Below are 24,796 nucleotides of genomic sequence, written 5' to 3'. Positions count from 1 at the left end.
CTGCCGGATACGACCACCCGGTCACGCAGAGGTTGCGTCGCCCGGCGCTGTTTTTCACAGCGGCAGGCTCACGCGAAATAAAGCACCTTCGTGGATCCGGCTCTCCACGTCGATGGTGCCGCCATGGGCCGCGACAATCTGCTCGGAAATGAACAGCCCCAACCCCAGGCCCGCCACCACCGTTTTGTCCGAAACCCGCTCGAACTGGGCGAAGATGCGCCGCTGGTTCTCTTCGCTGATGCCGATGCCGTTGTCCTGCACTTCCACCCGCGCCTCGCGGCCGGCGCAGTATACGCGCACTTGGATCAGGCTTTTACCGCCATAGCGCAAGGCATTGGTCAGCAAGTTGGACACCACTTGCTCGATGCGGAACTCGTCCCAGTCGCCCTCCACCGGCTCCGGCGCGTCAAGGCTGACCGAGCATTCGGCGGCCTCGATCTGCGCGGCAAAGCCTTGCAGCAGGTTACGCACCAATTGCGCCAGGTCGAAGCGGCTGGGGCGGATGGACAATTTGCCGGTGCGGATGCGCGACACGTCGAGCATGTCTTCGATCAGGCGGATCAGGCTTTTGATCTGCCGTTCATCGCGGTCGACCATGGCGTGCATCTTGTCCAGGCTGAACGCCGCCGCATTGCCCCGGGCCAGGTGCATCTTGCGCAACTGGGTTTCCAGGATCAGCCCGTTCAACGGCGTGCGTACCTCATGGGCGACGATGGACATGAAGTCATCGCGCATGCGCACCGCTTGCTCCAGTTCGTTCTGGGTGGCCTGCAAGCGCTCCAGCAGGGCCTGTTGCTCGCGACGGCTCTGCTCCAGGGCTTCGACCTGCTGCTTCATGGCCTTGCTCTGGCGGTACAGGTCGACGAACACGTTGACCTTGCTCTTCACCGCGTGGATATCCAGGGGCTTGTGCAAAAAGTCCACGGCGCCGCTTTCATAGCCCTTGAAGGCGTAGTTGAGCTCACGCCCGGCGGCGCTGACGAACACGATGGGGATGTTCTTGGTTTTTTCCGTGCCGCGCATCAGCTCGGCCAGCTCGAAGCCGTTCATGCCCGGCATCTGCACGTCGAGGATGGCCAGGGCAAATTCGTGCTGCAACAGCAGCGACAGGGCCTCGTCCGCCGACAGCGCCTTGTACACCGTGCGGTCCTCACGCTTTATCAGGGCGTCGAGGGCCAGCAGGTTCTCCGGCAGATCGTCGACGATCAACAATTTGGCTTGGATCGGGCTCAGCATGCGATGTGTTCCAGTTCGGCCAGCAGACGGCTGATGCCGCGCAGCGGGAGGACATAATCCGGTTGGTGCAGCGCCAGCGCCGCCGCGGGCATGGTGGCAACTTGTGCCTCTTGGGGGTCTTGCACCACGGTCAGGCCCCCGTATTGCTTGACTCGCGCCAGGCCCCGGGCGCCGTCGTGGTTGGCGCCGGTCAACAACACGGCGGCCAGGCCCGGGCCGTAGGCGTCGGCGGCGGACTCAAAGAGGAAGTCGATGCTGGGCCGCGCGTAATGCTCGCGCGCCTCCAGGCTCAACGACAGGCTGTGGTCCTGCTCCACCGACAGGTGATAGCCGGGCGTGGCCACGTACAACGTGCCCGCCTCGATGGGCGCCTTGTCGTCGGCCTCACGCACCGGGATCGGCAGGCGCCGGGCGAAGACGTCCACCAGTTGGCTGCGCGCCTGGTCGGGCAAATGCAGCACGATGATGATCGGCAGTTTAAAACCCGCCTGCAACTCGCTGAAAACGCTCAATAAGGCCTCGACCCCACCGGCCGAAGCACCGATCACGATAGCCTCGATCCGAGGCAGGGCACTGCCCTTGACGACGTCGTCCTTCATAGTTTGCGGTAGATCCGTTGTTGTTTGACCAAAGGCTCGAAACGCTTGCCGTAGGCCGAAAATTCCAGGGTTTCCTTGCTGCCCAGCACCAAAAAACCACGGTGGCAGAGGGATTCGTGGAACAGCCCAAAGGCGCGATCCTGAAGTTTTTTATTGAAGTAAATCAACACATTGCGGCAAGAAATTAACTGAGTTTCTGAGAATACGCTGTCGGTCGCCAGGCTGTGGTCGGCGAAGGTCACGTTCTCCATCAGGCTCTTGTCGAAAATCGCGTAATCATAGGCCGCGGTGTAGTAGTCGGCGAACGAACGTTCCCCACCCGCCTGCTGGTAGTTATGGGTGTAGGCGCGAACGTTCTCCAGAGAAAAGATCCCCTGCTTGGCCTTCTCCAGCGAGTGCGGGTTGATGTCGGTGGCATAGATGATGGTGCGTTCGAGCAAGCCTTCCTCACGCAGCAGGATGGCCATGGAGTACACCTCCTCCCCGGTGCTGCACCCGGCGATCCAAATCTTGATCGAGGGGTAGGTTTTGAGCAGCGGCACCACTTCCTGGCGGATCGCCAGAAAGTGCGCCGGGTCGCGGAACATCTCGCTGACCGGGATCGTCAGCAGTTGCAGCAACTGCATGAACATCGCCGGGTCGTGCAGCACCCGCTCCTGCAATGCGGAGATGGTCTTGCACTCGAACTGCTTCAAGGCGTGGTTGACCCGGCGCTTGATGGATGCGCCGGAGTAATCGCGAAAGTCATAGCTGTACTTGAGGTAGATCGCTTCAATCAGCAGCCGCAGTTCAATTTCGGTATTTCGCTCCACTTAGATACGTTCCATCTTCGGTAACCACACGCGAATCAGCGAGAACAGGCGATCCAGGTCGATGGGCTTGGCCAGGTAATCGTTGGCGCCGGCCTGCAGGCAGCGCTCTTGATCGTCCTTCATGGCCTTGGCCGTGACCGCGATGATCGGCAGCTTGCGCCAGCGCGGGTCCTTGCGGATCTCGATGGTGGCTTCAAAACCGTCCATCTCCGGCATCATCACGTCCATCAACACCAGGTCGATGTCTTCCACTTCCTCCAGTTTCTCAATCGCCTCACGGCCGTTACGGCCGATCACGACAATTGCCCCTTTGTGCTCCAGGGCGCTGGTGAGGGCGAAGATATTGCGTACATCGTCGTCCACCAACAGCACTTTGCGCCCCTCGAAGACCTTGTCGCGGCTGCGGGCGGTCTTGAGCATCGTTTGCCGTTCATGGGACAACCGCGATTCGACTTTGTGCAGAAATAACGTCACTTCATCGAGCAAACGCTCGGGCGAACGCGCGCCCTTGATGATGATCGAGCGCGAATACTTGCGCAGTTCGCTCTCTTCATCGCGGGTCAGGTTACGCCCGGTGTAGACGATCACCGGCGGGAACGAGCGGATGTCCTCGGTGGACATGCGCTTGAGCAGGTCATTACCCAGCATATCCGGCAGCTTGAGGTCGATAATCATGCAGTCGTAGACGTTGCTGCGCAGCAGGTCCAGGGCTTCTTGGGCCAGGCCAACGGCGGTGATCTCGATGTCATCGTCGCCGATCAGGCGGGCAATGCTGTCGCGTTGCAGGTCGTCGTCCTCCACCAGCAGCACGCGCTTGACCTTCTGCGTCAGCTTGGCCTCCAGGCGCGCGAACACGTCCTTAAGCTCTTCGCGGGTGGTGGGTTTGACCGCGTAGCCGATGGCGCCCATGTGCATGGCGGCCTCGACCCGGTCTTCCACGGAGATCACGTGTACCGGGATGTGGCGGGTCTGGGCGTGCTCCTTGAGGCGTTGCAGCACCGTCAACCCGGAGTGATCGGGCAGGCGCATGTCCAACAGGATCGCGTCGGGGATGAACTGCTCGGCCAGGTTGTAACCCTCGTCCGCGCCGTGGGCGACCAGGCAGTGGTAACCCAGCTCATGTGCAAGATCGAAGAGGATGCGCGCAAAGTTCGGCTCATCCTCCACCACCAGGATGCAGCGGGTGGCGAACGGCGCTTTGTCGCGATCGTCGGCGAACCGGGCGATTTCCACATCGTGTACCACCGGCAGCGGCGAGACCCGCACCGTCGCCGGCATTACCGCGGCGCTGCTGATTTTCGTCGGTTCGCTGGGCTGCTCGCCCTGCTCGATGTACTGCAACGGCAGCACCAGGGTGAAAATGCTGCCCTTGCCCGGCTCGCTGGTGACCGCAATGGAGCCGCCCAGCATGGCCGCCAGGTCGCGGGAGATGGACAAGCCCAGGCCGGTGCCGCCGTAACGGCGGTTGGTGGTGCCGTCGGCCTGGCGGAACGCCTCGAAAATGCTTTCTTGCTGGTCGGCGGCAATGCCAATGCCCGAATCGCACACGGCAAAGGCAATGGCGCCGTCGTCCTGGGCCGTGACCGTGAGGCTGACCGCGCCGCGTTCGGTGAACTTGACCGCGTTGGACAGCAGGTTCTTGAGGATCTGCTCCAGGCGCTGACGATCAGTGAACAGCAGTGTCGGGGCACTGGCGGCCAGATTGATCTCAAACTCCAAGCCCTTGTCACCGGCCAGTGGCTCGAACATCCCGCGCAGGCCATCCACCAGGCGCGCCACGTGGGTGTTTTCCGGGCGCACGTCCAGCTTGCCGGCCTCGACCTTGGAGATGTCGAGGATGTCGTTGATAAGGTTGAGCAAATCGTTGCCCGCCGAGTAAATCGACTCGGCAAACTTGACCTGCTCGGCGCTGAGGTTTTCCTGGGGGTTCTCCGCCAGCAGCTTGGCCAGGATCAGCGAACTGTTGAGGGGCGTGCGCAGTTCGTGGGACATGTTGGCCAGGAACTCGGACTTGTACTTGCTTGAACGCTGCAACTCCAGGGCGCGCTCTTCGAGCTGCACTTGGACCAGGCTCAACTCGCCGTTTTTCACGTCCATGGCATCGCGCTGCTCCGCCAGGGCCAGGGCCTGCTCGGCCAATTGTTCGTTGGTTTGCTCCAGCTCCACTTGCTGGGTTTCCAGGTGAGCCTGGGATTCCTTGAGGATGCGTGATTGTTCTTCCAACTCTTCGTTGGCGGTCTTGAGTTCTTCCTGCTGCACTTGTAGCTCTTCGTTGAGCTGCTGGGTCTCGGCCAGCACCTCCTGCAAGCGCTGGCGGTAACGGGCAGCTTCGATGGAGGTGCCGATGTTGTCGGCGATCAGCTCCAGCAGCTCCACATCGCGGTCGGTGAGCGGGCGCAAGAAGCCCAGCTCCAGCGCGCCGTTGATCTGCTCGTCGTTGCTCAGGGGCACCACCAGCACACTGCGCGGGGTGCCTTCGCCCAGGCCGGAACTGACCTTGAAGTAGTCCTCGGGTACGTCATCGAGGCGGATCAAACGGTCCTGGGCCACGGCTTGGCCGAGCACGCCTTCACCGACGAACACCGTCTCACCGTGCGCTTCCTGCTCGCGGGAGAAGCCATAGGACGCCACCCGGCGCAGGCCGCCGTGCTCTTCGCGTACGTACATGGCCGCCACGGCGCTGCCCAGGTACTGGGCGCAGAACTGCAAAATATTGCGCCCCAGAATATTGAGCGTCAGTTGCCCCAGCACCTGCTCGGCCAATTCGGTCTGGCCATTGCGCAGCCAGGCCTGCTGTTCCAGGCGTCGCGCACTCTTTTGTTGGGACGCCAGGTTTGCGCTGTAACTGGTTGAAAGATTGACCAAATCGCGGCGGCCGATAAACGCCAGCAACCCGCTGATGCCCAACACGAACAGCAAATACAGGCTGATGGTCAGAATCGTGGTGTGGCGCACGTCTTCGTTGCGGTTGACGCGCAACTGCTGCTCCATGGCCACGAAAGTGTCGAACTCACTGCGCACCTCATCGGTCAGACGCTTGCCACGCCCGGCCTGCACCGCGCCGCGGTAATCACCATTGGCACGGCGCAGGTTAATCATCTCTTGGGCGAAGTTGTCCCACTCGGCCTGCAAGGCTGCCAGGCGCTTGAGGCGGTCAACCTGGGGCGGGTTGTCGGCCACCAGTTCCTGCAAACCCTTAAGGTCGGCCATGATCCGCGGCCGCGCCACTTCATAGGGGTCAAGGAAGTGCTCGTCGCCGGTAATCAGGAAGCCGCGCATGCCGGTTTCCTGATCGATCATCAGCTTCACCGTCTCATTGGCGTTGTTGATGACCCGGTCGGTGTGCTCCACCCACTGGATCACCGACAACAAATAGGTAATCAGGGAGACGAAAAACACCGCGCTCAGCACGCCAACGCCCAGGGGCAGGCTGACGTTGCGGCTCAGGAGTTTGCGAAAACTCTGTTCATCGACCGACGGCGAAAGGGTCATGTGCAGGCCTTGGTGAAGGGTTAAAAACCAGGGAGTTTGCCCCATGCACGGGCAAAGCAGCTATTTTTCTGACAATGTTAGGCGCATTTTCCTATGCGTCACTGCCAGAAATCACGCGCAGCGGTTATTCTGAGCCTGCCTGTACGGTCGGATTTTTTTGTACAACTTCAGGAACTTGTGACAATTGGCGGCTTACTTAAGCAAGAAGCCGATCCATCGCAGCGCCGGCACACCTTTTTCCTTTATCGAGAGCCCGACCATGTCCACCACTGCCTCCACCATCCTCGTCGTCGAAGACGATCAAATCGTGCGCATGCTGATTGTTGATGTCTTGGAAGAACTGGCATTCAAGGTGCTGGAAGCGAAAAACGGCCAAGCGGCGCTCGAGCTGGTGCAGGACCGGGGCCAGACCATTGACCTGCTGATGACCGACGTCGGCCTGCCGGACATCGACGGCAAGAAACTGGCCATCCAGGCCCAAGGGTTTCGCCCGCAATTGCAGGTGTTGTTCGCCAGCGGCTACGCCGAAAACCTGGTCGTACCCGACGGCATGCACCTGATTGCCAAACCCTTCTCCATCGACCAGTTGCGCGACAAAGTCAGTGCCATCCTCGCCCTCCGATCCCAGGCGCCGTGCGCGCGGTAAGGCTTATGTAGCAAGCGGGCTCGCCCGCGCTCGGCTGCGCAGCGGCCGTAAAAACCGGCGAGGCGCCGTACCGCTGAAGGGGCGCCATGCACCCCGGCGCGGGCAAGCGCGCCTGCTACAAAAAAGAGTTCGTGTGGTTTAATTGCGACCTTTTCGCGTCCTGCGCCCTGCCCGTTCCTAGGAATTCCCTGATGATCCCGTCTGCCACCACCCAAGTGCTGGTCATTGGCTATGTGTGGCCCGAGCCGCGTTCTTCGGCCGCCAGCGGCCATGTCATGCAAATCCTCGAAGTTTTTTTGCAGCAAGGCTGGGCGGTCACCTTCGCCAGCCCCGCAGGGCCCGGAGAGCATAAGGCCGACCTAACCGCCCTGGGCATCCGCGAATGCCCGATCGAGCTCAATAACAGCAGTTTCGACGACTTTGTCCGCGAACTAGCCCCCGATATCGTGCTGTTTGACCAATTCATGATGGAAGAGCAGTTCGGCTGGCGCGTCGAGCAGCAGTGCCCCGACGCCTTGCGCGTGCTGGAGACATCTGACCTGCAAAGCCTGCGCCACGCCCGCCACCAGCGCCTCAAGGAGCGCCTCAAGGCCAGCGATGACGGTGACGATTTCAGCCAGTTGTTCGCCCAGGCCCCGCAGGACGAGTTCCGCCTGATGGCCGATACCGACCTGGCCAAGCGGGAAATCGCCGCGCTGTACCGCTGCGACCTGAACCTGATGATTTCCGAGGTGGAAATCGAGTTGCTGGTAAATCAGTTCAAGTTACCGCGCACCTTGCTGCACTGCTGCCCGCTGATGCCCGACAGCCCACCCCACCACTTCGTGCCGTTCGAGGAGCGGGCGCACTTTTTGACCATCGGCAACTTCCGCCACGCGCCCAACTGGGACGCAGTGCTGTGGATGAAGACCAGCCTGTGGCCATTGATCCGCCAGCAACTACCCGGCGCCCAGCTGCACATCTACGGCGCCTACACCCCGCCCAAGGCCACCGCCCTGCACAACCCGGCCCAGGGCTTTCACGTGATGAACTGGGCCGAAGACGCCTTGCAGGTCATGAGCGCGGCACGCATCTGCCTGGCGCCGCTGCGTTTTGGCGCCGGGATCAAGGGCAAGATCGTCGATGCCATGCTCTGCGGCACGCCCAACGTCACCACCCCCATCGGCGCCGAAGCCATGGCCGGCGACCTGCCCTGGCCCGGGGCCATTGCCGACAGCGCCAGCACCCTGGCCGCCGCCGCCGTGCAGTTGTACCAGGACCGCGCCCTGTGGACCGAGGCGCAACAGCGCGGGCGGGATCTGCTGGCGGCGCGCTACAGCAAGCAGGCCCATGGCGCGGCCCTGATCGAACGCTTGCAAGCCTGCCGCCAGGACCTGGCGCAACGTCGGCGCGATAACTTCACCGGCAGCATGCTGCGCCACCATCACCACAAAAGTACCCAGTACATGGCGCAGTGGATCGAGGCGAAGAACCGCGCCGGCCAGTGATCCAGAGGCGATTTTCACGGGCGCTTTACTTCATTTTAACGGGGCGCACAAGCTGTCAACTCTGACAGTTGCGGCCCCGTGCCAGTACCGCGTAGGTTCAGGTCACCCACTCCGGGCTCAACCCAAGGAATGACCATGAACAGCCAATGGAAGGCTCGCGACTTAACACGCCCGTTGTTTTTCAGCCTCTGCGTTGTCTTGCCCCTGTCCGCCGCCCACGCCATCAGCCTGCAAGACGTCGGCCCCACCGGCCCAGGGCAAACCGAAGCGTTGAGCGTCAATTTCAACGGCGACATCGTCGGCTCACAGCTCTCCACCGCCGCCAACAGCCAGGTGTGGGTGGCGACGCTGCCCAACCCGGCCGTGTTCCTCAAGCCGTTGATCGCCAACACCCAATGCGACACCACTTTTCTGCGGGTAGCCAACAACCGCACCATCGTCGGCGTTTGCCCCGGTTTGCTGGGCGGTAAGCAAGGGGTGATCTGGAATGCCAGCAACCCAGCGGCCAACCCGACGCGGCTGATGCCTTTGCTGCTGCCAGAGGTCGGCTTGCGTAGCAACCCCACCGCGATCAACCGCAATGGCGAAGTGGCTGGCGTGAGCATCGGCGCCCTGGGCACCAAGGCCGCGGGTTGGCCGGCGGGCAGTGGCACCGCGTTCGCGATCTCCAATATTTTCGATGGCTGCATGCCCGTTGACCTCTCGGAGGTCTACAGCAACGGCAAACCGGTGGTAGCCCTCAACTGCCCCAACGCCTCTGGTGCGATGCGCGGCCACGCGGCCGTCAACGGCGCCGGTGGCTACACCCACACCCTGCTGCCGGTGCCCGCCGGCGCCAGCCGTTGCGTGGCGGTAGGGGTCAATAACAACTTCCAGTACACCGGCACCTGCTACTTCCCGGGCAATGTCACCAAAGCCACGTTTTGGAACAACGCCACCGCCACCCCCAGCACCTTTGCCCTGGTGCCCGGCGTGACCAGCACCACCGCGTTCGCCCTCAACGAGACCGCCAAGGTCTATGTCAGCTACCAGGACACCTCGGGCAACCCGGCCGCCGCCTATTGGGACCCGGTGGGCAGTTTTGTCACCGTGATCCCCCCGCCGCCCACCTACAACAACGTGTACCTGGCCGATATCGCCCAGGACACGATCAAAGTCGCCTTCAACAGCTACGCCGCAGGGTTCTACCGCTGCGCCATCTGGAGCCCCTCGGCCGGCACACAGATCATCGATAACCTGCTGGCGGGTAACGCATGCCGCCTCTACGCCATGTCCACCAATGGCCAATACGTGGCGGGCGGGGCCACGGATAACACCGGGGTGAGAAAAGGCGTGATTGCCATCACCCCGTGAACGTTCATCAGCCCGGTGCCGAGTGCCACGGGCAGGCCTGGCATTAAAACCCCAGGCCTGCCCGCAACCTTCCTACAACAGCGAAAAGTTGTAGCTGACGATCACCCGGGTTTCATCCATATCCCGGGCAAACTTCTCGTAGTTACTGCGGTAAGTGGCGTTGCGTAAGCGCAGGCTGACGTCCTTGAACGTGCCGCTTTGCACGATGTACTTGAGTTCGCTGTCGCGTTCCCATTCCTTGCCTGGCTGGTCGCTGCCGGGGACTTTGATGTGGTCGCCGCTGACGTAGCGGGTCAGAAAACTCAGGCCGTTGAGGCCGATGGCCTTGAAGTCGTAGTCGTAACGCAGTTGCCAGGAACGCTCCTGGGCGGCGGCAAAATCGTTGACCTGCACGTAGTTGACCAGGTTGGGGTTGCTGCCATCGAGGTACGGCATTGAATTGTCGCCGTTCATGCGCTGCCAGCCGACGCTGACTTTATGGCCGTTGAGGCCGTAGCCCAGCATCGTGCTGAGGGCGCGGTTATCGATGCGCCCGGCGTTGGCAGCGCCGCTGTCGGCGCTTTTGAGCAAGCGCACATCGGCGCTCAGGCTGCCGGCGCCCAACGGTTGGTTAGCGAGCAGGCCGATGAAGTGCTGGCGGTAGATGTCTTCCAGTTCGGCGTAGTGGTACTGGCCGCTGAGGCGCTCGTTGAAGCGGTAGTCCAGGCCGTACATGTCAAAGTGCTCGGCGGTAACGTTGCAGGCGTAGCGCTTGTTCTTGCAGTGCACGCGGATGTCCTGGGCGTCGGTGGAATCCCGGGCGGTGTAGTGATCCAGGCGCGCAGCCATCACGGTCAGGTCCTTGACCTCGCGGGAGCTGAGCATCGCGCCATTGAACATCGTCGGCAGCAGGCGCCCGTCGTTGTACTTGAGCAGTGGCAGGTCGGGCAGCAGCGCACCGTACTTCACGACGGTCTCGGAGACCCGGGCCTTGGCGGTCAGGCCCAGCTTCGCGTATTGGTCCTTGGAACCGCGCGGGTTCTGCCCACTGGAGGGCAGCAGGCCGCTGTTGCTGCTGTCGGCGCTGGAGTCGAGCTTGAGGCCGAGCATGCCCAACGCATCCACGCCAAAGCCGACCGTGCCTTGGGTGTAGCCCGATTGCAGGTTGAGGATAAAACCCTGGGCCGCCTCTTCACGCTTGGATGCACCCTGGTCGCTGGCGGTGTGGCCGTCGCGAAAGTCCCGGTTGAAGTAGACGGTGCGCGATTCCAGCTTGGCGCTGGCGTCATCGAAAAAGCCCGCGGCCCGCACCTGGGCAGTAAAACCGGCGCACAGCAGCAGCGCACCGAAACCCAGGGTCTGGCGCGCGGGGGTGAAGCAAAAAGGGGGACGCATGCAAAAAGCTCCAGCGGTATTGCCTTGCACCAGGCCTGGCCCGGCGCAAACAACGGTCCGTCCAACGCGGCGCAGTGCCGTGAAGGAAGGTTCAAATCAAAGGGGTGAAGGCAAATGATGGCAGAAGGCTTGTAGGTACCCCACCCGACCTTAGTCGCAAACGGCGACGGCTGTGGTTTGCATTGCCTCGGCCGGCCAGTAAGAATGCCCACCCCCATGCACCGCGCAATCCCACCCGCCAGGAGGCCTTATGCGCTTATCGATACGCTCCCTTCCCACTGCCCTATTGCTGGCAACGGCCTGCACCCAGGCCCTGGCCGCCAAGCTCGAAGACGTGGCGCCCTATCCCAAGGCCGACAGCGGTTTCACCCGCTCGGTAATCCGCCTGCCCGAGCAAAGCCAGGAAGACAACTACAAGGTCGAGATCCTCGCCGGCAAAACCCTGGAGGTAGACTGCAACCGCCAACGCCTGGGCGGCGACCTGCAGGAAAAGAACCTCGAAGGCTGGGGTTACCCCTTCTATCGCCTCGACAGTGTGATCGGCCCGATGAGCACCCAGATGGCCTGCCCCGACAGCAAGGGCAAGTTCGCCTTCGTGCCGGTGGTCGGCGACGGTTACCTGCTGCGCTACAACAGCAAACTGCCCATCGTCATCTACGCGCCCAAGGACATCGAAGTGCGCTACCGCGTCTGGTCGGCTTCGGCCAGCGTCGGCAAAGCCGTGGCCGAGTAAGCCGCGTCGTACACCGCCGCACGCTCGGCGACGTGGCGCAGGCTGTCGAAATTGATGTTGGCGCCGGAGTCGATCGCCACCAGGGTCTGGCCACAGGCCCCGGTGCGCGCCACGTACTGCTTGATCCCCGCCACCGCCAACGCACCCGACGGTTCAGTGATGGAGCGGGTGTCGTCGTAGATGTCCTTGATGGCCGCGCACAGTTGGTCGTTACTCACCGTCAGCACTTCGTCCACATGGTTGCGGCACACCTCAAAGCCATAGGCGCCGATCTGCGCCACCGCCACGCCATCGGCGAATGTGCCGACGCTGGGCAGCACCACCCGCTCCCCGGCCGCAAGCGCCGCGTGCAGGCATGCCGAATGCTCGGATTCGACGCCGATGATGCGGATCTCGGGCCGCAGGTATTTGACGTAGGCGGCGATACCGGCGATCAAGCCACCGCCGCCCACCGGCACGAAGATCGCGTGCAGCGGGCCCGGGTGCTGGCGCAGGATCTCCATGGCCACGGTGCCCTGGCCGGCGATCACGTGGGGGTCGTCGAAGGGCGAGACAAAGGTGCAACCACTGTCCTCGGCCAGGCGCAGCGCATGGGCCAGGGCAAAGGGGAAGCTCTCGCCGTGCAGCACTGCGTTGGCACCGCGGCTGCGCACGCCGAGTACCTTCAACTCGGGCGTGGCGCAAGGCATCACGATAGTGGCCTTGATGCCCAGCTCCCGCGCCGCCAGCGCCACGCCCTGGGCATGGTTACCTGCCGAGGCGGTGACCACACCCCGCAGCCGCTGCGCCGGGGTCAGTTGCACCAAGCGGTTGTACGCCCCGCGGATCTTGAAGGAAAAGGTCGGTTGCAAATCTTCGCGCTTGAGCAGGACTTGGTTGCCCAAGGCTTGGGACAACGCCGGCGCCGCTTGCAACGGCGTACACACGGCCAGATCGTAAACCGGTGCGGCGAGGATTTTTTTCACGTAGGACTCAAGCAGGTCGGGTCCGGGGGTGTGGTCGGGCATGAGGCGCTCCTGGTGCTTGTGCAAAGCCCTGGAGACAGAAAGAGAAAACCCGCCTCTAGGGCGGGTTGGGTGCAGCCGTCAGCTAACCCGCCAAATAAGGAATGGCGGTAATAATGCTGGGCTGGCTACGCAGTACGGGGAAAGTCATGGGCTGAACTTAAACCGCGCCATGATGGCGAGTCAATGGCCAATTTCCCCCGCCGCTATTGCAGGCCCACCCGATACAGGGCGCCCTGGTCTTCGTCGGTCAGCACATAGAGGTACCCGTCCGGGCCCTGGCGCACGTCGCGGATGCGCGACTTCAGCTCGCCGAGCAAACGTTCTTCATGCACTACCTGGTCGCCGTCGAGTTGCAGGCGGATCAGCTCTTGCGAGCCCAATGCGCCAATGAACAGGTTGTGCTGCCAGGCCCTGAAGCGATCGTGGTCATAGAACGCCATGCCACTGATGGCTGGGGATTTTTCCCACACATGGTGCGGCGCCAGGGTGCCTTCGACGCGGCTTCCCTGGGCTTCGGGAATCGCCAGCCCCGAATAGTTGACGCCATGGGTGGCCAGGGGCCAGCCGTAGTTGCTGCCACGCTCGACGATGTTCACCTCATCGCCGCCACGGGGGCCGTGTTCGTTGACCCACAGGGCGCCGGTCCAGGGGTTGAGGGCCGCGCCCTGGGGGTTGCGGTGGCCGTAGGACCAGATTTCCTCGCGCACGCCGGGTTGGCCGACGAAGGGGTTGTCGTCCGGCACCTTACCGTCGGGGTACAGGCGCACCACCTTGCCTTGCAACTTATCCAGGTCCTGGGCGGTGGCCCGTTCGTTGTTTTCCCCCAGGGTGATGAACAAGGAGCCATCACGGTCGAACACCAGGCGCGAGCCGAAGTGGTTGCTGGTGGACAGCTTTGGGGCCTGGCGAAAGATCACCTGGAAGCCCTTGAGGCCGCTCAAATCTGCGGCCAGGCGCCCGCGCCCCACCGCCGTGCCGGCCTTAGCGCCCTCGCCGCCGCCCTCGGCGTAGGCCAGGTAGACCATGCGGTCGTCCTTGAAAGTGGGCGACAGCACCACGTCCAGCAAACCGCCCTGGCCCTTGGCCCAGACCTCGGGTACGCCGCTCAGCGGCTTCGACACCTTCCCCGCCGGGTTCACCAGGCGCAGGTTGCCCGCACGCTCGGTGACCAGCATGCCTTGCCCCTCGGGCAGGAACGCCAGCGCCCAGGGGTGTTGCAAATCGCCCGCCACGCGGGTCGCGGTGAGCGGGCCGAGCTCGCTGTGCAATGGGGTTTCTGGTGCTGCCAGGGCAGGTGCAGCACCTGCCAACAACGCGCCAGCACAGAGGCTGACCAAAAGGGTTTTACGCAACATGTACAGTTCCTTCTAAAAAATTTGCTTAACGTGCCGGGTGAGCCGGCGTTTGCAGGCGGGGTGCGGGCGCGGTGTTGTCCGGGGTACGCGGGTAGCCGTTGCCGACGCCACCGTTGGGCACGCTCGGCGAGCGGGGCACCGGCACCGTGTTCGGCGCCCGCAGCGGCGGCGCGCTCGGTTGCGTGCCTTGCAGGCTGTTGGGGTTGGCCCGGCGAATCGGGCTGTTGTAGGGGTTGGAGCTATTGGCCCCCGGCAGGTTTTGCGCCAGCCACAGGGGCGTTTCAGCCTGGGCCAGGGCGGCCATGGCCCACAGGCTCAAAGCAAGTACACAGCGGTTCATGGCTGCCTCACAAACACGGGAAGACACAGGCTTGGAGAACAGACTAGGCGCGCGGTTCGAATTTTAAAGCGAACAGTGCCGGGCAGATGTAACAAGAACTGTGGCGACTGGCGGCCTAAGGCTGAATGGCGGCCGCCGGGCCACGATGGGAGGGAGTCAAATGAGGATGAAGATCGCCAGCAGTGCGCCGAAGATCGCCCACTTTTCCAGGTAATAGCGTGCGCGATTGCGTTTTTTCAGCTCTTTGCCCCGCAAGCGGATCTTGTACAGGCGGGTAAAGGCGCGGTTAAGCCCGCCGGTCTTGTCCCCGGCATCGTTGGGCGCACCCGCCGCCGCCATCACGGTGCGGCTGAACCAGCGGTTGAACGCCGCCGCCCAGCGATACTTCATCGGCCGTTCGACGTCGCAGAACAGGATGATACGGTTCTGTGACGTGGTGTTTTCGGCGTAATGGATAAAGGTTTCGTCGAACATCACCGCCTCGCCGTCGCGCCAGTGGTAGCGCTCGCCGTCGACCTCGATGTAGCAACCCGGGTCGTTGGGGGTGTCCAGGCCCAGGTGATAACGATAGGAACCGGCGTAAGGGTCGCGGTGGCGCACCAGTTTCGACCCCGGCGGCAACTCGGCGAACATCGCCGCCTTGATGCTGGCAATGCCTTGCACTAACTCCGTGGTGCGCGGGCACAGCTTCATGGCCGAGGGGTGGCTGTCGCCGTACCACTTGAGGTAGAAGCGCTTCCAGCCGCTTTTGAAGAACGAGTTGAACCCCACATCGTCGTACTGCTGCGAGCGCTTGATCTCACCGGCCCTGAGCAGGTTCTGCCCTTCGCGGCGGATTTCTTCCCAATGGGTTTGCAGCGCCTCAAGCTCGGGGAATTCGGCCGGGTCCAGGTACGGGCGGTTGGGCTTTTTTGAGAACAGGTAAAGAAAGCAGTTGATCGGCGCGAGGAAGGTGGAATGGTCGCTTAACTGGCGGCCGATCTTATGCCGCACACGGCCGCGAAAATGCACATAAGCGATGGATACAAGGTAAAGGCTGGCGATGATGAGTTTCACGGTGTAGGTCACAAGTCAGAGAACAACAGGCTGCTGTAAAAAATGCAGCGTCCGAAAGCGAAAATTCCGGCAATGAATGAGGACAAGCGAGGCTCGGATATCACCATTCAATAGCCAATGGCCGTTATTTAGCCACAATCTGTAACAACAGGTTAACGCTCAATTGTTAAAGACTGTCCGGGACTTTCGCCGGGTAGACATCCGCGCATTAGCCTGCGCAACGGCCACTCAGGGGTGCCAACCGGGCGGGCAACCGTCGGCAAAAGAGTGGGATTGCGGCTGCAAGGCCGGTTGCACCGGCTGATCGAAGCTGCCCAGTAACAGCGCCACCACAGGCTCGTCGTCCAGTGCGCCCAGGGTGCTACCGCACACGGGGCAGAAGGCGCGGCTCGAATAGTCCGAGGACCGGTAACGCGCAGGCTCACCGCCCTCGCCCGTCCACTGCACCGCGCCTTTGGGGAACTCCACCCAGCACAGGGTCAAGGCCCCGGAATGGCGCTGGCAGTTGCGGCACGAGCAACTGTGGGGGTTGAGCGCCTCGCCACGGGCGGCAAAACGCACCCGCCCGCACAGGCAACCTCCTTCGTACACCGCCGCGCTCACGCCTTGACCGCCGTCAGGGTGTAGCTCATGGGCAACTGCGCCACCTGGTCTTCGTACTGGTCGTAGAGTTCCTCCCGGTTGGAGTGCGGGTACTCCTTGAAATGGCTGATCTGCAACCCGGCGGCGATGGCGGCGCCGAAGATGTCGCCCAGGGTGTGCACGAACCAGTAGGACGCCGGGCTTTTACCCTCGGCCTTGCCCTCGTAGACGATGGCTTGCTCCTGCACGAATGGCTCACGGCGGAAATACGAGGTGGCCAAGGCAAAGGGCTCGGCGGCTTCAGGCTCGAACATCTCCAGGAACGGGTGGGTTTCATAGATCACCAACGTGCCGCCGACCTTGAGGGTGGCAGCCACCTGGGTAAAAAACCCGGCGATGTCCGGCATCCAGCCCAGCACGCCGATGGTCACCAGCGCCAGGTCGAAGCGATTGTGCAGCTCAACCGGCAGCGCATAGACGTTGGCTTCCACCAACTCCAGAGCGTGGGGCGAACGGGCCGTTAACTCACGGGCCTGCTCCAGGAACTCATGGGCTTGATCCACCCCCACCACATGGCGCGCGCCCAAGCCGAACAGCGACAGGCACTCGCGGCCATTGTTGCAACCCAGTTGCACCGCCTCCTTACCCGCCACCCCAACACCCAGCAGCACCTCGCTCAGCGTTTCATCCAGGCAGGAAAACCGCGGGCCGGTGACGTCCGCCAACAACCGCTGCCAACCCTCGGTGCCCTTATGGTGCCGGGCCGAGTCGTTCCAAGCGTCGCGGTTGCTGGTGATGATGCGCGGATCGTGTCTGTCCATGAGGGGATGCTGTCCTTGAGATATCACGGGGCCGGGCTTCAACGCTGCTGACAAGCCACCGCACAGCGCACCGCCTCCGGCAAAGGGCACAGTTGTAAAGACTGCGCGGGGAAATGGCAATGTGAAATCACCGGGACAGTGTCGCTTAGCTTGATTTGCAGCCGCCAACAGCGCTGCTCCGGCCTGAATACAGCTCCCGCCCTAACTCTTTAGCGCTTAGCCAGGGCCCTACGAAGACCCGAACACCATCAAACCTACAAGGCATTCCTTTTATCTATCCCTCTCTGCAGGATCATGACGTAGTGCTATCATTCGCGCCGGACAAGCATGACTTTACACAAGAAACCGCGAGCAACTTCACTAGTTAAGAACAAGCTGCTCTCTATGTAGTTATTACCCACAAAAGCCGAGCAAATTCAAAGGAGCAATAAAATTAAACCAAGAATAAAGGAGCTAGATTTCGCTAAGATGGTAGCGATTTGGCTTGTGATACTAACACATGTCATCGAACATTCTGGAATAGCTGACTACACAAGGATACTCAGACCTCTGCTCTACTCAATAGATAGAGTTGGCGTTCCAATTTTTCTAATGTGTATGGGCGCACTTTCTGTCAGCTACAAAGGCGAAATCCCATTTGAAAAAATATTTAAGAGATTCCTTCAGCTAAGTGTAATTTTAGTATCTTTTTCCATACTAACCAATGCAATCTATCTGCTTATCGATGGCAAGCCTCTATATAATGCAATTGCATTATCCATCAGATGGAGCAACGTGATCTTACATGGCAGCGCAGGATACGCCATACACCTGTGGTATTTAATTATGTTTCTTCCACTTTATTTACTTACACCTTTCTTGATAAAAATGATTTCACTTTGCAGCGAAAAAGAGGCCAAAATATTCCTCGCGCTCTGCTTTGTATTTGGACCAATCTCCAGCGTTATCTTCTCTATTACAGGGAAAAATTTGCTGAGCGAGATGAGCAGCCACTTTACGGGGACCTATGTATTTTACGTACTAGCAGGACATCTGATTTTCCACAACAATCTTTTAAATAAAGAACCCAAACAAGCAAAACGCACAGGTATTATTTTGTTTCTAGCAGGAATCACCTCAACTGTAACCCTACTAGCTCTTTGGCCGTCTTTATCCGACCCGCTTTTATGGTACTCAACCTCCCCAACCATCGCCATATCCTCTATAGGGGCTTTTTTATTCATAGTCTCGGCATTCAAAAATAAAGAAGTAAGAACTGCAGAGTACTTTTCATCCAACTCATTTGGCGCCTATCTATCACACTTTGCACTGATACTTATCGCATCATACTTGATAAAAGCATTTGCACCCGAAACATCATCATCGATAAAGGCGCTTCTATTACTCTTAGCAGCGTCAATTAGTTTCCCCTTAACTTGGGCGCTGAGAAAAAACCGAGTGGCAAATTATTTCGTATCTTAATCCCCAAGAGCTCTCACACTGGATTGACTTCTGTGGAAGACAGTCAATCCTTGAGCGCCATCTTCAGCGATGAGAACAATTTCGTCAGGCGCGGCTAGGGAAACGACGAAAAGGCTGAAATTGTGTGTCCTGATGATGTCGCCCCCCTGCTCTGCTATCGTGCCGCCCTCAAAGCGCACTGCAATGGAAGTACCGAAGAATGGACTTATGCAAAGCCCTGGCGATTGCCCTGCTGGCGTCGATCGGCACACAGGCCACGGCAGCCGAAAACAACAACCCGTTCCAAGCCGCGCTGATGCTTACCACCATCGTGCCGGCCGTCATCATCTCTGGCGCTACGGCAGCCACATCCAGCATTCCTGATCTTTTCAAGTCAGCCAAAGGCGATGCACTGGCGTTCATTGGCTCTGACGGCCAGATCCGTGGCGCGGAGTTTGAGCAGGCGTCCCGGTACTACCGTTCGGCCTACCGCTCTCCCCTGATGTCCGACGCGCAGTTGGCCCAGGCCATCGCGACCACTTTCTAAAAAAACTCCCGAACCCGGCCCAGCGCCATTTTTGGGGGGGCGGCCTATCGGTGCTTACCCGCTCCCGCTTACTCCTTGCGAGGACCAGGATGACATTTACGGTCGGTGCGTATGCCTGTGCGCCAAGCAAGGGAGGTATGTGGATCAGGACGAGCAGTGTTACAATCGCGCTCTTTAAGTCCGCACTTAGCGCCCTCGGTCTCCGCGAGCGGTGCCAATACGACACGCGCCACACCTACACGACGATGTGCCTGACGGCCGGAATGAGCCCCGCGTTCATTGCCAGCCCACTTGGCCACAGCGTCGAGATGCTGCTTTCAACCTACGCCAAATGGCTCAGCTCTACCTGCGACTGCAGAGAGCTTGAGACGCTGCCGGTTCGTTACGAACGGGCCCCACGTTGGCCAAGGACGAAGGCTCCTACTCAATACATCGCTGAAACCCCAGCAGGATAAGCAATTGATCTCCACAGCTAACATCACGATGCGGTACAAATCGCGTTTTCGTGATGATCGCTGCTCAATGTTTGCTGGCTGAAGTCAGCGTGAGTAATCACCAATATCCCAGAGTTATTCACCCGCTGGTTCCCGGCATGGTCCCGGTGGGTGATTAATGTCCTATGCCGATTCGACATAACTCCCCTCGCCCAGCGCCCTGCCGATTGTATACAAAGCTATTTGTGTAACTCCCTCACATACGCCTGGCAAGCCCGCAATGCGATCAATCCTTGGTCGCCGGCATTGGTGATGCTGATAATTCGTTGAGCATGCGCTGGGTCAAGTCGGGCGCGCGTTCTTCCATGAACCACGCCGCCGGCGCTAGGGTCGGTTGGCACTGCGCAGCCACTGGCTGAATCCGTGGTGTCGAGTAGGACTGACAGCCGCAGATCAGCAGTAGCAAGACGGTCACGCAGGCGAGTCTGGTTTTTCTGGGCATCGGATAATTCCCGGTAGTGGAGTTGGTCGCTGTCGGCCAGGCGCTGCTCCAGGGCCAGGCGTTTGTCCTGCTCGGCGCGGGCTTGGGTTGCTGCGGCATTGCTGAGGGTGGCCAGGACGCTTTCGTGGGCCAGGGCCTGATCCGATAGCCGCTTTCCGTAGCGCCAGTCCTGCATCTGCCAGGCCGCCGCCCCGCTGCCAGCCATCAGCAGCAGGATCAGCGCCGTCCAGCCAGCAAGGCGCCAGGTGGCGGGAGTCATGCCAACACCTTTAACGCCCGGTCATACAGCGCCTTGCGATCCGCCAAGCCGTTGGTGCCGCCGTTGATCCGCTTGGTGATGAGCAAGAAGTCACCCGCATCCGCCAGGGTGTTCAGCCCCGCCCGATGCCAGAACCACGCCGCCGACATGGCTGCGTGCTGGGGTTCCTCAAGCAGCTCGGGGTGCTTGAGCAGGTCCAGGCCCAGGGCGTCACCGCACGCCGCGTAGTTGGCCCGGCCGGTTACTTGGATCAGGCCGCGCCCGCGGAACTTGGAGCCGTCACCCGCGACGGTGTTGCCCAGATCCTTGCGCCCCTCATACCCGGCCTGCTGCTTGGTTGGCCCCCAGATCTCGCGCACGTAGCGCAGTTGGCCAGACTCATGGCCGATCTGTGCGATGAACGCGGCCACGCGCGCAGGCGTGACAATGCCGAACTTGCCCATGGCGGTGTTGAGGACAGGTGCAAAAACGCCGGCTTTGGCGCCGGCGTTGGGGAGGATCAGCAGCAGTTGCTGCGCGGTGATGGGCATTGGTTTTCTCCAGGCAAAGAAAACCCCGAACATGTCGGGGTGGCGTGGGGTGCCAGGCGGGTCAATCAGGCCAACCCTCTTCAAGCATATCGTCGGTGTAGGTGTCCTCCGCCAGCGCTACCAACAACTCCCGCTCCCGGTCAAAGCAGGCCTGGACATGCGCCCGCACGGCGGCAGCCATGGCGATTAGCTTCAGCCCATTCAGCTCAATGAAGCCGTCTGCGGTCTTCCAATGGCAGGTGTAGGCAGGATCAATCAGCGCCGCTACCGCCACCCCGGCAACCAGGGCCTGGCCGTCTCGACTGGTGTCGATGACAGAGCCTTCGACGACGACACCAGCCACCTCATGCTGGTAACGCTTAGCGGCGATCACCTCGGCTGTGCTGGCTGGGCCGCCTGGGCACGCAGCCTGGTAGGCGAGGTACCTCGGGTCGTCCTCATCCACCTGGCCCTGATGCGGATAGTCTGACTCATCCTGGACGCAGCCAAAGATGGCCACCACCAAGTCCTCGCTTGAGTCCGCAAATTGCACGTAGATGCTGCTCATTTCTTGCTCCCTAGAAGGTGTAGGCACTGCCCAGAAGTTGGAAAGTTGCCGTGGGCGCTGCGGTCGTGGCGATGTAGTACAAAACCTGCGGAGATATCAGCGGTACGTCATTGAACGGCGCTTGCCCCGTGGCGCCTGCCCCCACATAAGCGTTGAAATACTGCCCGGCTATGCCGCTGGCTGAGCCCGCAACGTCGATAGCGACCTGCGCAGCGGCGCTAGGCACAGCCACGTTTTGCCCCGATATGGTTTTGGCATTGAGGGGCACAAAGGCCGCAACTGAAAGACTGGTCAGCGTGAGTTGTTGCGTGGTGGTATTGAGCAGCGACACAAACGGAAAGTGAACTTTGCGGTCGGCCTGGTAGCCCACCACAAACCGGCGGCTGGCGTCGGTTGGCCAGACCGATATCAACGCCGAGGCCGTGTAGCCCGCTGGCATGTTGGCCCCGCCATAGACCTCGGGCTGGACTGCCGAGGTGGCATTGGTGGCGAGCAGTGCAGTTGCCCCGGCCACTGGATCGTAGATTGCGTACAGGCCAACAAACCCCGAAACCGGCGCACTACCGGTATCCATCCCTCCGGCTCCCGTGGTCGCCAAGTTGACGGCTTTAGAGAAACCCGAAAGCTTAAACTGCAAGCCGCTTTGGCTTGTCGAAACCACGATCTCATCAGCTGTAAGGCTGGCGGTCGCTAAGGCAGCCGTGACCGACATTTTCAGATTCCGCGCCTGCCCGGTAATGCCAATTGGTGTAGGACTTCTGCTGTAAGCCGCCACATACCAAACAGAGATACCCACTGTAAACAGCGTTAATTGCTCTCCCCTTAAAAGCGACATGGAGTTGTTAACGGTTGAACCAATCCGAATAGATCCCCCCGCAGCTGCGGCTACGGTGCAATCGGACAGAGCCACTATCGTGATCGCCGAGCCTTCAAGCAGCTGCGCTGCCGGGAGCGTGATGACGACACCCGTGGCATCTCCAAATACAACCTTACCCAGAGCCGTGCTTGTCAGCGTCAAGTTGGCGCTAGCTGATAGGTAGCCGTTGTAGTTTCCTAGTTGAGACAGGTTAACTGCTTGGGCGCTTTTCGAGGCGCTGGGCACCTGCTGCGCCCCACCACTGCTGGCCAGGATCACCCACGACCCGCCGCTCAGCGAGCTGTTGTACTGCAACCACGCATGGCCATTGGCGACCAACTCGCCGCCCTGGAGCGCTGCGTGTGCCGACCCGACGATGGGCTTGGCGCCCAGGCCGTTGGGGTTGAAGGTGCTGGCGCCGCTGTTGGCGGTCTTGATCTTGACCCGTACCACGGTGCCATCGGTCAGCGCGGTGATGGGCGGGGTGAAGGCCGCGGCGTAGACGTTGGCGGTGCCGGTATCGGCGGCATAGTTGGTGGCGTTGGCCTGGATCAGGGAGCGGATGGCTTTGACCAACTGGGTCAAGTCAGCCTCGCTGGGCGCCTGGCCACTGGCGGCGATGACGTTCAGCACCTCATCCGTGACAGAGTTGCCCCAGACCGACGGGATCAGCGAGCCCGGTGTGCCGGTCAGTTGGTTTTCGTCGACAAACTTCCCGCCCACCAGGCCGATGTTGGGCACGCTTTTCGGATAATCCACGGTGTTACCCCTTAGTCATAATTGATTCGAACGATGGTGTGGGCAGGCGCGGCGCGGCGTATCACGCACTCCAGCGGGTTGCCGGGGTTGGTGCCGAAGCGCTCGCCCCAGTAGCTGACGCCGAAGCGTCGCCCGGCCCGCTGGCGGCCACCGGTGTTGAGGGTCCACATGAACTGAGCATTCCAAGTGCCGAAGCGCGCCACGCCAAAACGAGAACGCCCCATACGGGGCGCTCGGTGTTCGGTGACGGTCGGGTTGGGGTAGCCCTGGCTCACGGCGACCTCGATGAAGTAGGCCGGGGTCTGGCCGCCGATCGCCACCAGCCGGCGGCGCACCGCCAGGCGGCGATCCTCGAAGGACGGGTTCAGCCCCAGGCAGGGATCGGGCAAGCCCATGACCTTTTCCCAGTCCGGGACCAGCTCGCTGACGCCGGCCGGGTCCATCTCGTTAAGCAGGTCCACGGCCCGGGCCTCGATGCGGGCGAACTCCACCGCTACACCGGTCAGCACCAGGTCAATTTCCGGGACCAGCTCCGGATCCCAGGCCGGGCCGGGGGGTAGCAGACCGCGCAGTTGGTCGCGGTATTCCTCCGCGGTTCTCAGGTCAACCATTGGATGCCCCCGAAGGTCAGCAACTGGTTGGTTTCGGCGGTGACATTGGCCACCGGCGCCACCAATTGGTGGTCGGTTTCGCCCGTGGCGCCGCTGATGGCCTCGGCGATGTGGGTAATCAGCAGGGTTTCGCCCAGCCCCGCCTCGCGGTTGTGCAGGTCAACCAACTGTGCCTGTACGGCGCTGCGCACTGCGGTGGTGTCCGGGGTCAGGCGGATGCGATACACCACCGGCACCGTGGTGGGAGCCAGCACGTACAGCTCGGCGGTGACCGGCCGCAGCGGGTCGATATGGGCCTTGACCTCCAGCAACTGCGCCGGCGTCGGTACCGGGTTGGCATCGCCATCGCGCATCACGAACAGCCCCACTGTACCTGGGCCCACGTACTTGCCCCGGCACCAGGCCCGGGTCACACCCGGCACCTCCAAGGCCCAAGTTTCGTAGTCGTCGGCCGAGCCGCCATGGGGAATGACCCGGTACGAACGGATCACCCGCGCGCGCAGGGATTCCAGGCTTTCTTCGGCAATGCCTCCGAGCAAGCCGGGAGCCAGGACGACGAAGGTACCCGCCACGCCTTCGACCGGTTGCACCAGAGTGAGGGCCAAGCCGGCATCAGCGTTGCCCAGGGCGCCCGCCTCGACCGCTTCCAGGCTGGCAGTATTGGTACCGGTTGCGGCGGTCAGGTTCACGGTGACCCGGTAGGTGCGGCCATCGCTGGCTTGCAGCACCGTATCGACGTCGAGCACCGCGCCGGCCGCCGCGGTGAAGCTGGCCGTGCCCACCGCTGGCTGTGCCGCCTTGCGCGGCTGGTTGAGACGCAGCGCGGCGACCCGCACCAGGGTGTCTTCGTCGGCGGTGTCCGGCAGCACTTGCTCGGCGATCCAATCGAGGTAACCGTACAAGCCAAAGGCCGCGCCACTCAAGGCGCGGGCCAGCACCTGGGCGTCGGAGCGGCGCAACGCATCGCTGGCCAGGTCGCTCTGGGTGCGGCCCACCAGCACCGGCAGTGTCGGGGTTTCAAACGGCATAGATCACCTGCCACAGTTGGGTTGGGTGGATGTGCATGCGGGCGCCGCCGGGCACGGTGAGGGTGACGCTCAGGTTCAGGCGATCGGTGTCCGCCTTCTCGGTGGCGATCTCCACTGCCAGAACCTGGCCGTCATCGAGCAGCCACTGCAAGGCCTCATGGGCGTAGAACTCGGCATCGCGCTGGGTGGCGCTGGTGAGCTTGACCCGGCGCAGTAGCCACAGGCGCGAGCCGATGCGGTCATCGGCCACGGTGGGGTAGCTGTCACCCCACCAGCCGTAGCGTTCGGCGTCATCAAACGGGTCGTCGGTGGCCGCGCGGCGCCAGGAAAACAGGCTGATGACCACGGCCCGCAGCAGGGAGGCCTCAAGGCTGGGGGAAATAATCATCG

At 61.6% G+C, this 24,796-nt stretch carries 24 protein-coding genes; 6 read left to right on the top strand and 18 right to left on the bottom strand.

Annotation, left to right across the window (positions count from 1 at the left end; all coding sequences use genetic code 11):
• Positions 1–54 precede the first annotated feature (54 nt).
• From AC19YT_RS03875 to AC19YT_RS03860, 4 genes are read right to left on the bottom strand one after another with little or no spacing between them, the layout of a single operon-like run.
• Positions 55–1,236 carry a hybrid sensor histidine kinase/response regulator gene (locus AC19YT_RS03875; RefSeq protein ID WP_095108515.1) on the bottom strand — a complete coding sequence of 394 codons (1,182 nt, stop codon included), beginning with the start codon at positions 1,234–1,236 and terminating at the stop codon, positions 55–57.
• Positions 1,230–1,835 carry a chemotaxis protein CheB gene (locus AC19YT_RS03870; RefSeq protein ID WP_500597131.1) on the bottom strand — a complete coding sequence of 202 codons (606 nt, stop codon included), beginning with the start codon at positions 1,833–1,835 and terminating at the stop codon, positions 1,230–1,232. Before AC19YT_RS03870 ends, AC19YT_RS03875 begins: the two co-directional genes overlap by 7 nt.
• Positions 1,832–2,647 (bottom strand): CheR family methyltransferase, encoded by an 816-nt coding sequence (locus tag AC19YT_RS03865; RefSeq protein ID WP_095108517.1) that lies wholly within the window; start codon positions 2,645–2,647, stop codon positions 1,832–1,834. The genes AC19YT_RS03870 and AC19YT_RS03865 overlap by 4 nt, the downstream gene beginning before the upstream one ends.
• A complete protein-coding gene (locus tag AC19YT_RS03860; protein WP_500609789.1) occupies positions 2,648–6,139 on the bottom strand; it encodes a response regulator in 3,492 nt (1,163 codons plus the stop codon). It abuts the gene before it with no gap.
• Between the two features lie 259 nt (positions 6,140–6,398).
• Here AC19YT_RS03860 and AC19YT_RS03855 point away from each other — a divergent pair, with 259 nt between their 5' ends.
• The 3 genes from AC19YT_RS03855 (at position 6,399) to AC19YT_RS03845 (ending at position 9,625) form a co-directional block, all read left to right on the top strand.
• Positions 6,399–6,785, top strand: coding sequence for a response regulator (locus AC19YT_RS03855; protein ID WP_500597128.1), 387 nt, complete (start codon positions 6,399–6,401; stop codon positions 6,783–6,785).
• A gap of 191 nt (positions 6,786–6,976) precedes the next feature.
• Positions 6,977–8,272 carry a glycosyltransferase gene (locus AC19YT_RS03850; RefSeq protein ID WP_500609788.1) on the top strand — a complete coding sequence of 432 codons (1,296 nt, stop codon included), beginning with the start codon at positions 6,977–6,979 and terminating at the stop codon, positions 8,270–8,272.
• 135 nt (positions 8,273–8,407) lie between these two features.
• Positions 8,408–9,625, top strand: a complete 1,218-nt coding sequence (locus AC19YT_RS03845) for a hypothetical protein (RefSeq protein ID WP_500609787.1) — start codon at positions 8,408–8,410, stop codon at positions 9,623–9,625.
• Positions 9,626–9,697: 72 nt separating this feature from the next.
• Here the strand turns inward: AC19YT_RS03845 and AC19YT_RS03840 are convergent, their stop codons facing one another.
• Positions 9,698–10,999, bottom strand: a complete 1,302-nt coding sequence (locus tag AC19YT_RS03840; RefSeq protein ID WP_500597124.1) for an OprD family porin — start codon at positions 10,997–10,999, stop codon at positions 9,698–9,700.
• A gap of 250 nt (positions 11,000–11,249) precedes the next feature.
• Here AC19YT_RS03840 and eco point away from each other — a divergent pair, with 250 nt between their 5' ends.
• Complete coding sequence (eco, locus tag AC19YT_RS03835) at positions 11,250–11,732, top strand: serine protease inhibitor ecotin (RefSeq protein ID WP_095108522.1); 483 nt, start codon at positions 11,250–11,252, stop codon at positions 11,730–11,732.
• On the opposite strand, the gene ilvA is transcribed toward eco, so the two are convergent.
• The 6 genes from ilvA to AC19YT_RS03805 all read right to left on the bottom strand — a co-directional run bounded on the left by ilvA (position 11,681) and on the right by AC19YT_RS03805 (position 16,893).
• Positions 11,681–12,739 (bottom strand): threonine ammonia-lyase, biosynthetic, encoded by a 1,059-nt coding sequence (gene ilvA, locus AC19YT_RS03830; RefSeq protein WP_095108523.1) that lies wholly within the window; start codon positions 12,737–12,739, stop codon positions 11,681–11,683. The two genes, eco and ilvA, sit on opposite strands and share 52 nt — an antisense overlap.
• A gap of 203 nt (positions 12,740–12,942) precedes the next feature.
• Entirely contained in the window at positions 12,943–14,094 is a 1,152-nt protein-coding gene (locus AC19YT_RS03825; protein WP_500609786.1) for a PQQ-dependent sugar dehydrogenase, read from the bottom strand.
• 25 nt (positions 14,095–14,119) lie between these two features.
• Positions 14,120–14,434 (bottom strand): hypothetical protein, encoded by a 315-nt coding sequence (locus AC19YT_RS03820; RefSeq protein WP_500597117.1) that lies wholly within the window; start codon positions 14,432–14,434, stop codon positions 14,120–14,122.
• Between the two features lie 156 nt (positions 14,435–14,590).
• Complete coding sequence (gene lpxO, locus AC19YT_RS03815) at positions 14,591–15,490, bottom strand: lipid A hydroxylase LpxO (protein WP_500609785.1); 900 nt, start codon at positions 15,488–15,490, stop codon at positions 14,591–14,593.
• Positions 15,491–15,718: 228 nt separating this feature from the next.
• Positions 15,719–16,093, bottom strand: a complete 375-nt coding sequence (locus AC19YT_RS03810; protein WP_500609784.1) for a GFA family protein — start codon at positions 16,091–16,093, stop codon at positions 15,719–15,721.
• Positions 16,090–16,893, bottom strand: a complete 804-nt coding sequence (locus tag AC19YT_RS03805; RefSeq protein ID WP_500609783.1) for a class I SAM-dependent methyltransferase — start codon at positions 16,891–16,893, stop codon at positions 16,090–16,092. Before AC19YT_RS03805 ends, AC19YT_RS03810 begins: the two co-directional genes overlap by 4 nt.
• A gap of 414 nt (positions 16,894–17,307) precedes the next feature.
• Here AC19YT_RS03805 and AC19YT_RS03800 point away from each other — a divergent pair, with 414 nt between their 5' ends.
• Together AC19YT_RS03800 and AC19YT_RS03795 are read left to right on the top strand one after the other, a co-directional pair.
• Positions 17,308–18,354, top strand: a complete 1,047-nt coding sequence (locus AC19YT_RS03800; RefSeq protein ID WP_500609804.1) for an acyltransferase — start codon at positions 17,308–17,310, stop codon at positions 18,352–18,354.
• A 199-nt stretch (positions 18,355–18,553) separates the two neighbouring features.
• On the top strand, positions 18,554–18,880 hold the full coding sequence (locus AC19YT_RS03795; RefSeq protein WP_095108528.1) for a DUF2388 domain-containing protein: 327 nt from the start codon (positions 18,554–18,556) through the stop codon (positions 18,878–18,880).
• A gap of 673 nt (positions 18,881–19,553) precedes the next feature.
• Here AC19YT_RS03795 and AC19YT_RS03790 read toward each other — a convergent pair.
• The 7 genes from AC19YT_RS03790 to AC19YT_RS03760 all read right to left on the bottom strand — a co-directional run bounded on the left by AC19YT_RS03790 (position 19,554) and on the right by AC19YT_RS03760 (position 24,794).
• The gene (locus AC19YT_RS03790) at positions 19,554–20,075 is read right to left on the bottom strand and encodes a lysis system spanin subunit (protein ID WP_500609782.1); all 522 of its coding nucleotides are present in this window, start codon (positions 20,073–20,075) and stop codon (positions 19,554–19,556) included.
• Positions 20,072–20,605, bottom strand: coding sequence for a glycoside hydrolase family 19 protein (locus AC19YT_RS03785; protein ID WP_500609781.1), 534 nt, complete (start codon positions 20,603–20,605; stop codon positions 20,072–20,074). The genes AC19YT_RS03790 and AC19YT_RS03785 overlap by 4 nt, the downstream gene beginning before the upstream one ends.
• Before the next feature lie 61 nt (positions 20,606–20,666).
• Complete coding sequence (locus tag AC19YT_RS03780) at positions 20,667–21,152, bottom strand: DUF4376 domain-containing protein (protein WP_500609780.1); 486 nt, start codon at positions 21,150–21,152, stop codon at positions 20,667–20,669.
• A 10-nt stretch (positions 21,153–21,162) separates the two neighbouring features.
• Entirely contained in the window at positions 21,163–22,767 is a 1,605-nt protein-coding gene (locus AC19YT_RS03775) for a hypothetical protein (protein WP_500609779.1), read from the bottom strand.
• Positions 22,768–22,778: 11 nt separating this feature from the next.
• Positions 22,779–23,378, bottom strand: coding sequence for a YmfQ family protein (locus AC19YT_RS03770; RefSeq protein ID WP_500609778.1), 600 nt, complete (start codon positions 23,376–23,378; stop codon positions 22,779–22,781).
• Entirely contained in the window at positions 23,366–24,406 is a 1,041-nt protein-coding gene (locus AC19YT_RS03765) for a baseplate J/gp47 family protein (protein ID WP_500609777.1), read from the bottom strand. Before AC19YT_RS03765 ends, AC19YT_RS03770 begins: the two co-directional genes overlap by 13 nt.
• On the bottom strand, positions 24,396–24,794 hold the full coding sequence (locus AC19YT_RS03760) for a phage GP46 family protein (protein ID WP_500609776.1): 399 nt from the start codon (positions 24,792–24,794) through the stop codon (positions 24,396–24,398). Before AC19YT_RS03760 ends, AC19YT_RS03765 begins: the two co-directional genes overlap by 11 nt.
• Positions 24,795–24,796 lie beyond the last annotated feature (2 nt).

The organism is Pseudomonas sp. MF08875, from assembly GCF_059862525.1.
The sequence above is the reverse complement of the archived record's forward strand: the minus strand, read 5'-3'. Positions and strand labels throughout refer to the sequence as shown.

Bases quoted from the DNA above. Each gene is read 5' to 3' on its own strand.
- AC19YT_RS03875 (WP_095108515.1), bottom strand. From the start codon at position 1,236: ATGCTGAGCCCGATCCAAGCCAAATTGTTGATCGTCGACGATCTGCCG.
- AC19YT_RS03870 (WP_500597131.1), bottom strand. From the start codon at position 1,835: ATGAAGGACGACGTCGTCAAGGGCAGTGCCCTGCCTCGGATCGAGGCT.
- AC19YT_RS03860 (WP_500609789.1), bottom strand. From the start codon at position 6,139: ATGACCCTTTCGCCGTCGGTCGATGAACAGAGTTTTCGCAAACTCCTG.
- AC19YT_RS03855 (WP_500597128.1), top strand. From the start codon at position 6,399: ATGTCCACCACTGCCTCCACCATCCTCGTCGTCGAAGACGATCAAATC.
- AC19YT_RS03850 (WP_500609788.1), top strand. From the start codon at position 6,977: ATGATCCCGTCTGCCACCACCCAAGTGCTGGTCATTGGCTATGTGTGG.
- AC19YT_RS03845 (WP_500609787.1), top strand. From the start codon at position 8,408: ATGAACAGCCAATGGAAGGCTCGCGACTTAACACGCCCGTTGTTTTTC.
- AC19YT_RS03840 (WP_500597124.1), bottom strand. From the start codon at position 10,999: ATGCGTCCCCCTTTTTGCTTCACCCCCGCGCGCCAGACCCTGGGTTTC.
- eco (WP_095108522.1), top strand. From the start codon at position 11,250: ATGCGCTTATCGATACGCTCCCTTCCCACTGCCCTATTGCTGGCAACG.
- ilvA (WP_095108523.1), bottom strand. From the start codon at position 12,739: ATGCCCGACCACACCCCCGGACCCGACCTGCTTGAGTCCTACGTGAAA.
- AC19YT_RS03825 (WP_500609786.1), bottom strand. From the start codon at position 14,094: ATGTTGCGTAAAACCCTTTTGGTCAGCCTCTGTGCTGGCGCGTTGTTG.
- AC19YT_RS03820 (WP_500597117.1), bottom strand. From the start codon at position 14,434: ATGAACCGCTGTGTACTTGCTTTGAGCCTGTGGGCCATGGCCGCCCTG.
- AC19YT_RS03805 (WP_500609783.1), bottom strand. From the start codon at position 16,893: ATGGACAGACACGATCCGCGCATCATCACCAGCAACCGCGACGCTTGG.
- AC19YT_RS03795 (WP_095108528.1), top strand. From the start codon at position 18,554: ATGGACTTATGCAAAGCCCTGGCGATTGCCCTGCTGGCGTCGATCGGC.
- AC19YT_RS03790 (WP_500609782.1), bottom strand. From the start codon at position 20,075: ATGACTCCCGCCACCTGGCGCCTTGCTGGCTGGACGGCGCTGATCCTG.
- AC19YT_RS03785 (WP_500609781.1), bottom strand. From the start codon at position 20,605: ATGCCCATCACCGCGCAGCAACTGCTGCTGATCCTCCCCAACGCCGGC.
- AC19YT_RS03780 (WP_500609780.1), bottom strand. From the start codon at position 21,152: ATGAGCAGCATCTACGTGCAATTTGCGGACTCAAGCGAGGACTTGGTG.
- AC19YT_RS03770 (WP_500609778.1), bottom strand. From the start codon at position 23,378: ATGGTTGACCTGAGAACCGCGGAGGAATACCGCGACCAACTGCGCGGT.
- AC19YT_RS03765 (WP_500609777.1), bottom strand. From the start codon at position 24,406: ATGCCGTTTGAAACCCCGACACTGCCGGTGCTGGTGGGCCGCACCCAG.
- AC19YT_RS03760 (WP_500609776.1), bottom strand. From the start codon at position 24,794: ATGATTATTTCCCCCAGCCTTGAGGCCTCCCTGCTGCGGGCCGTGGTC.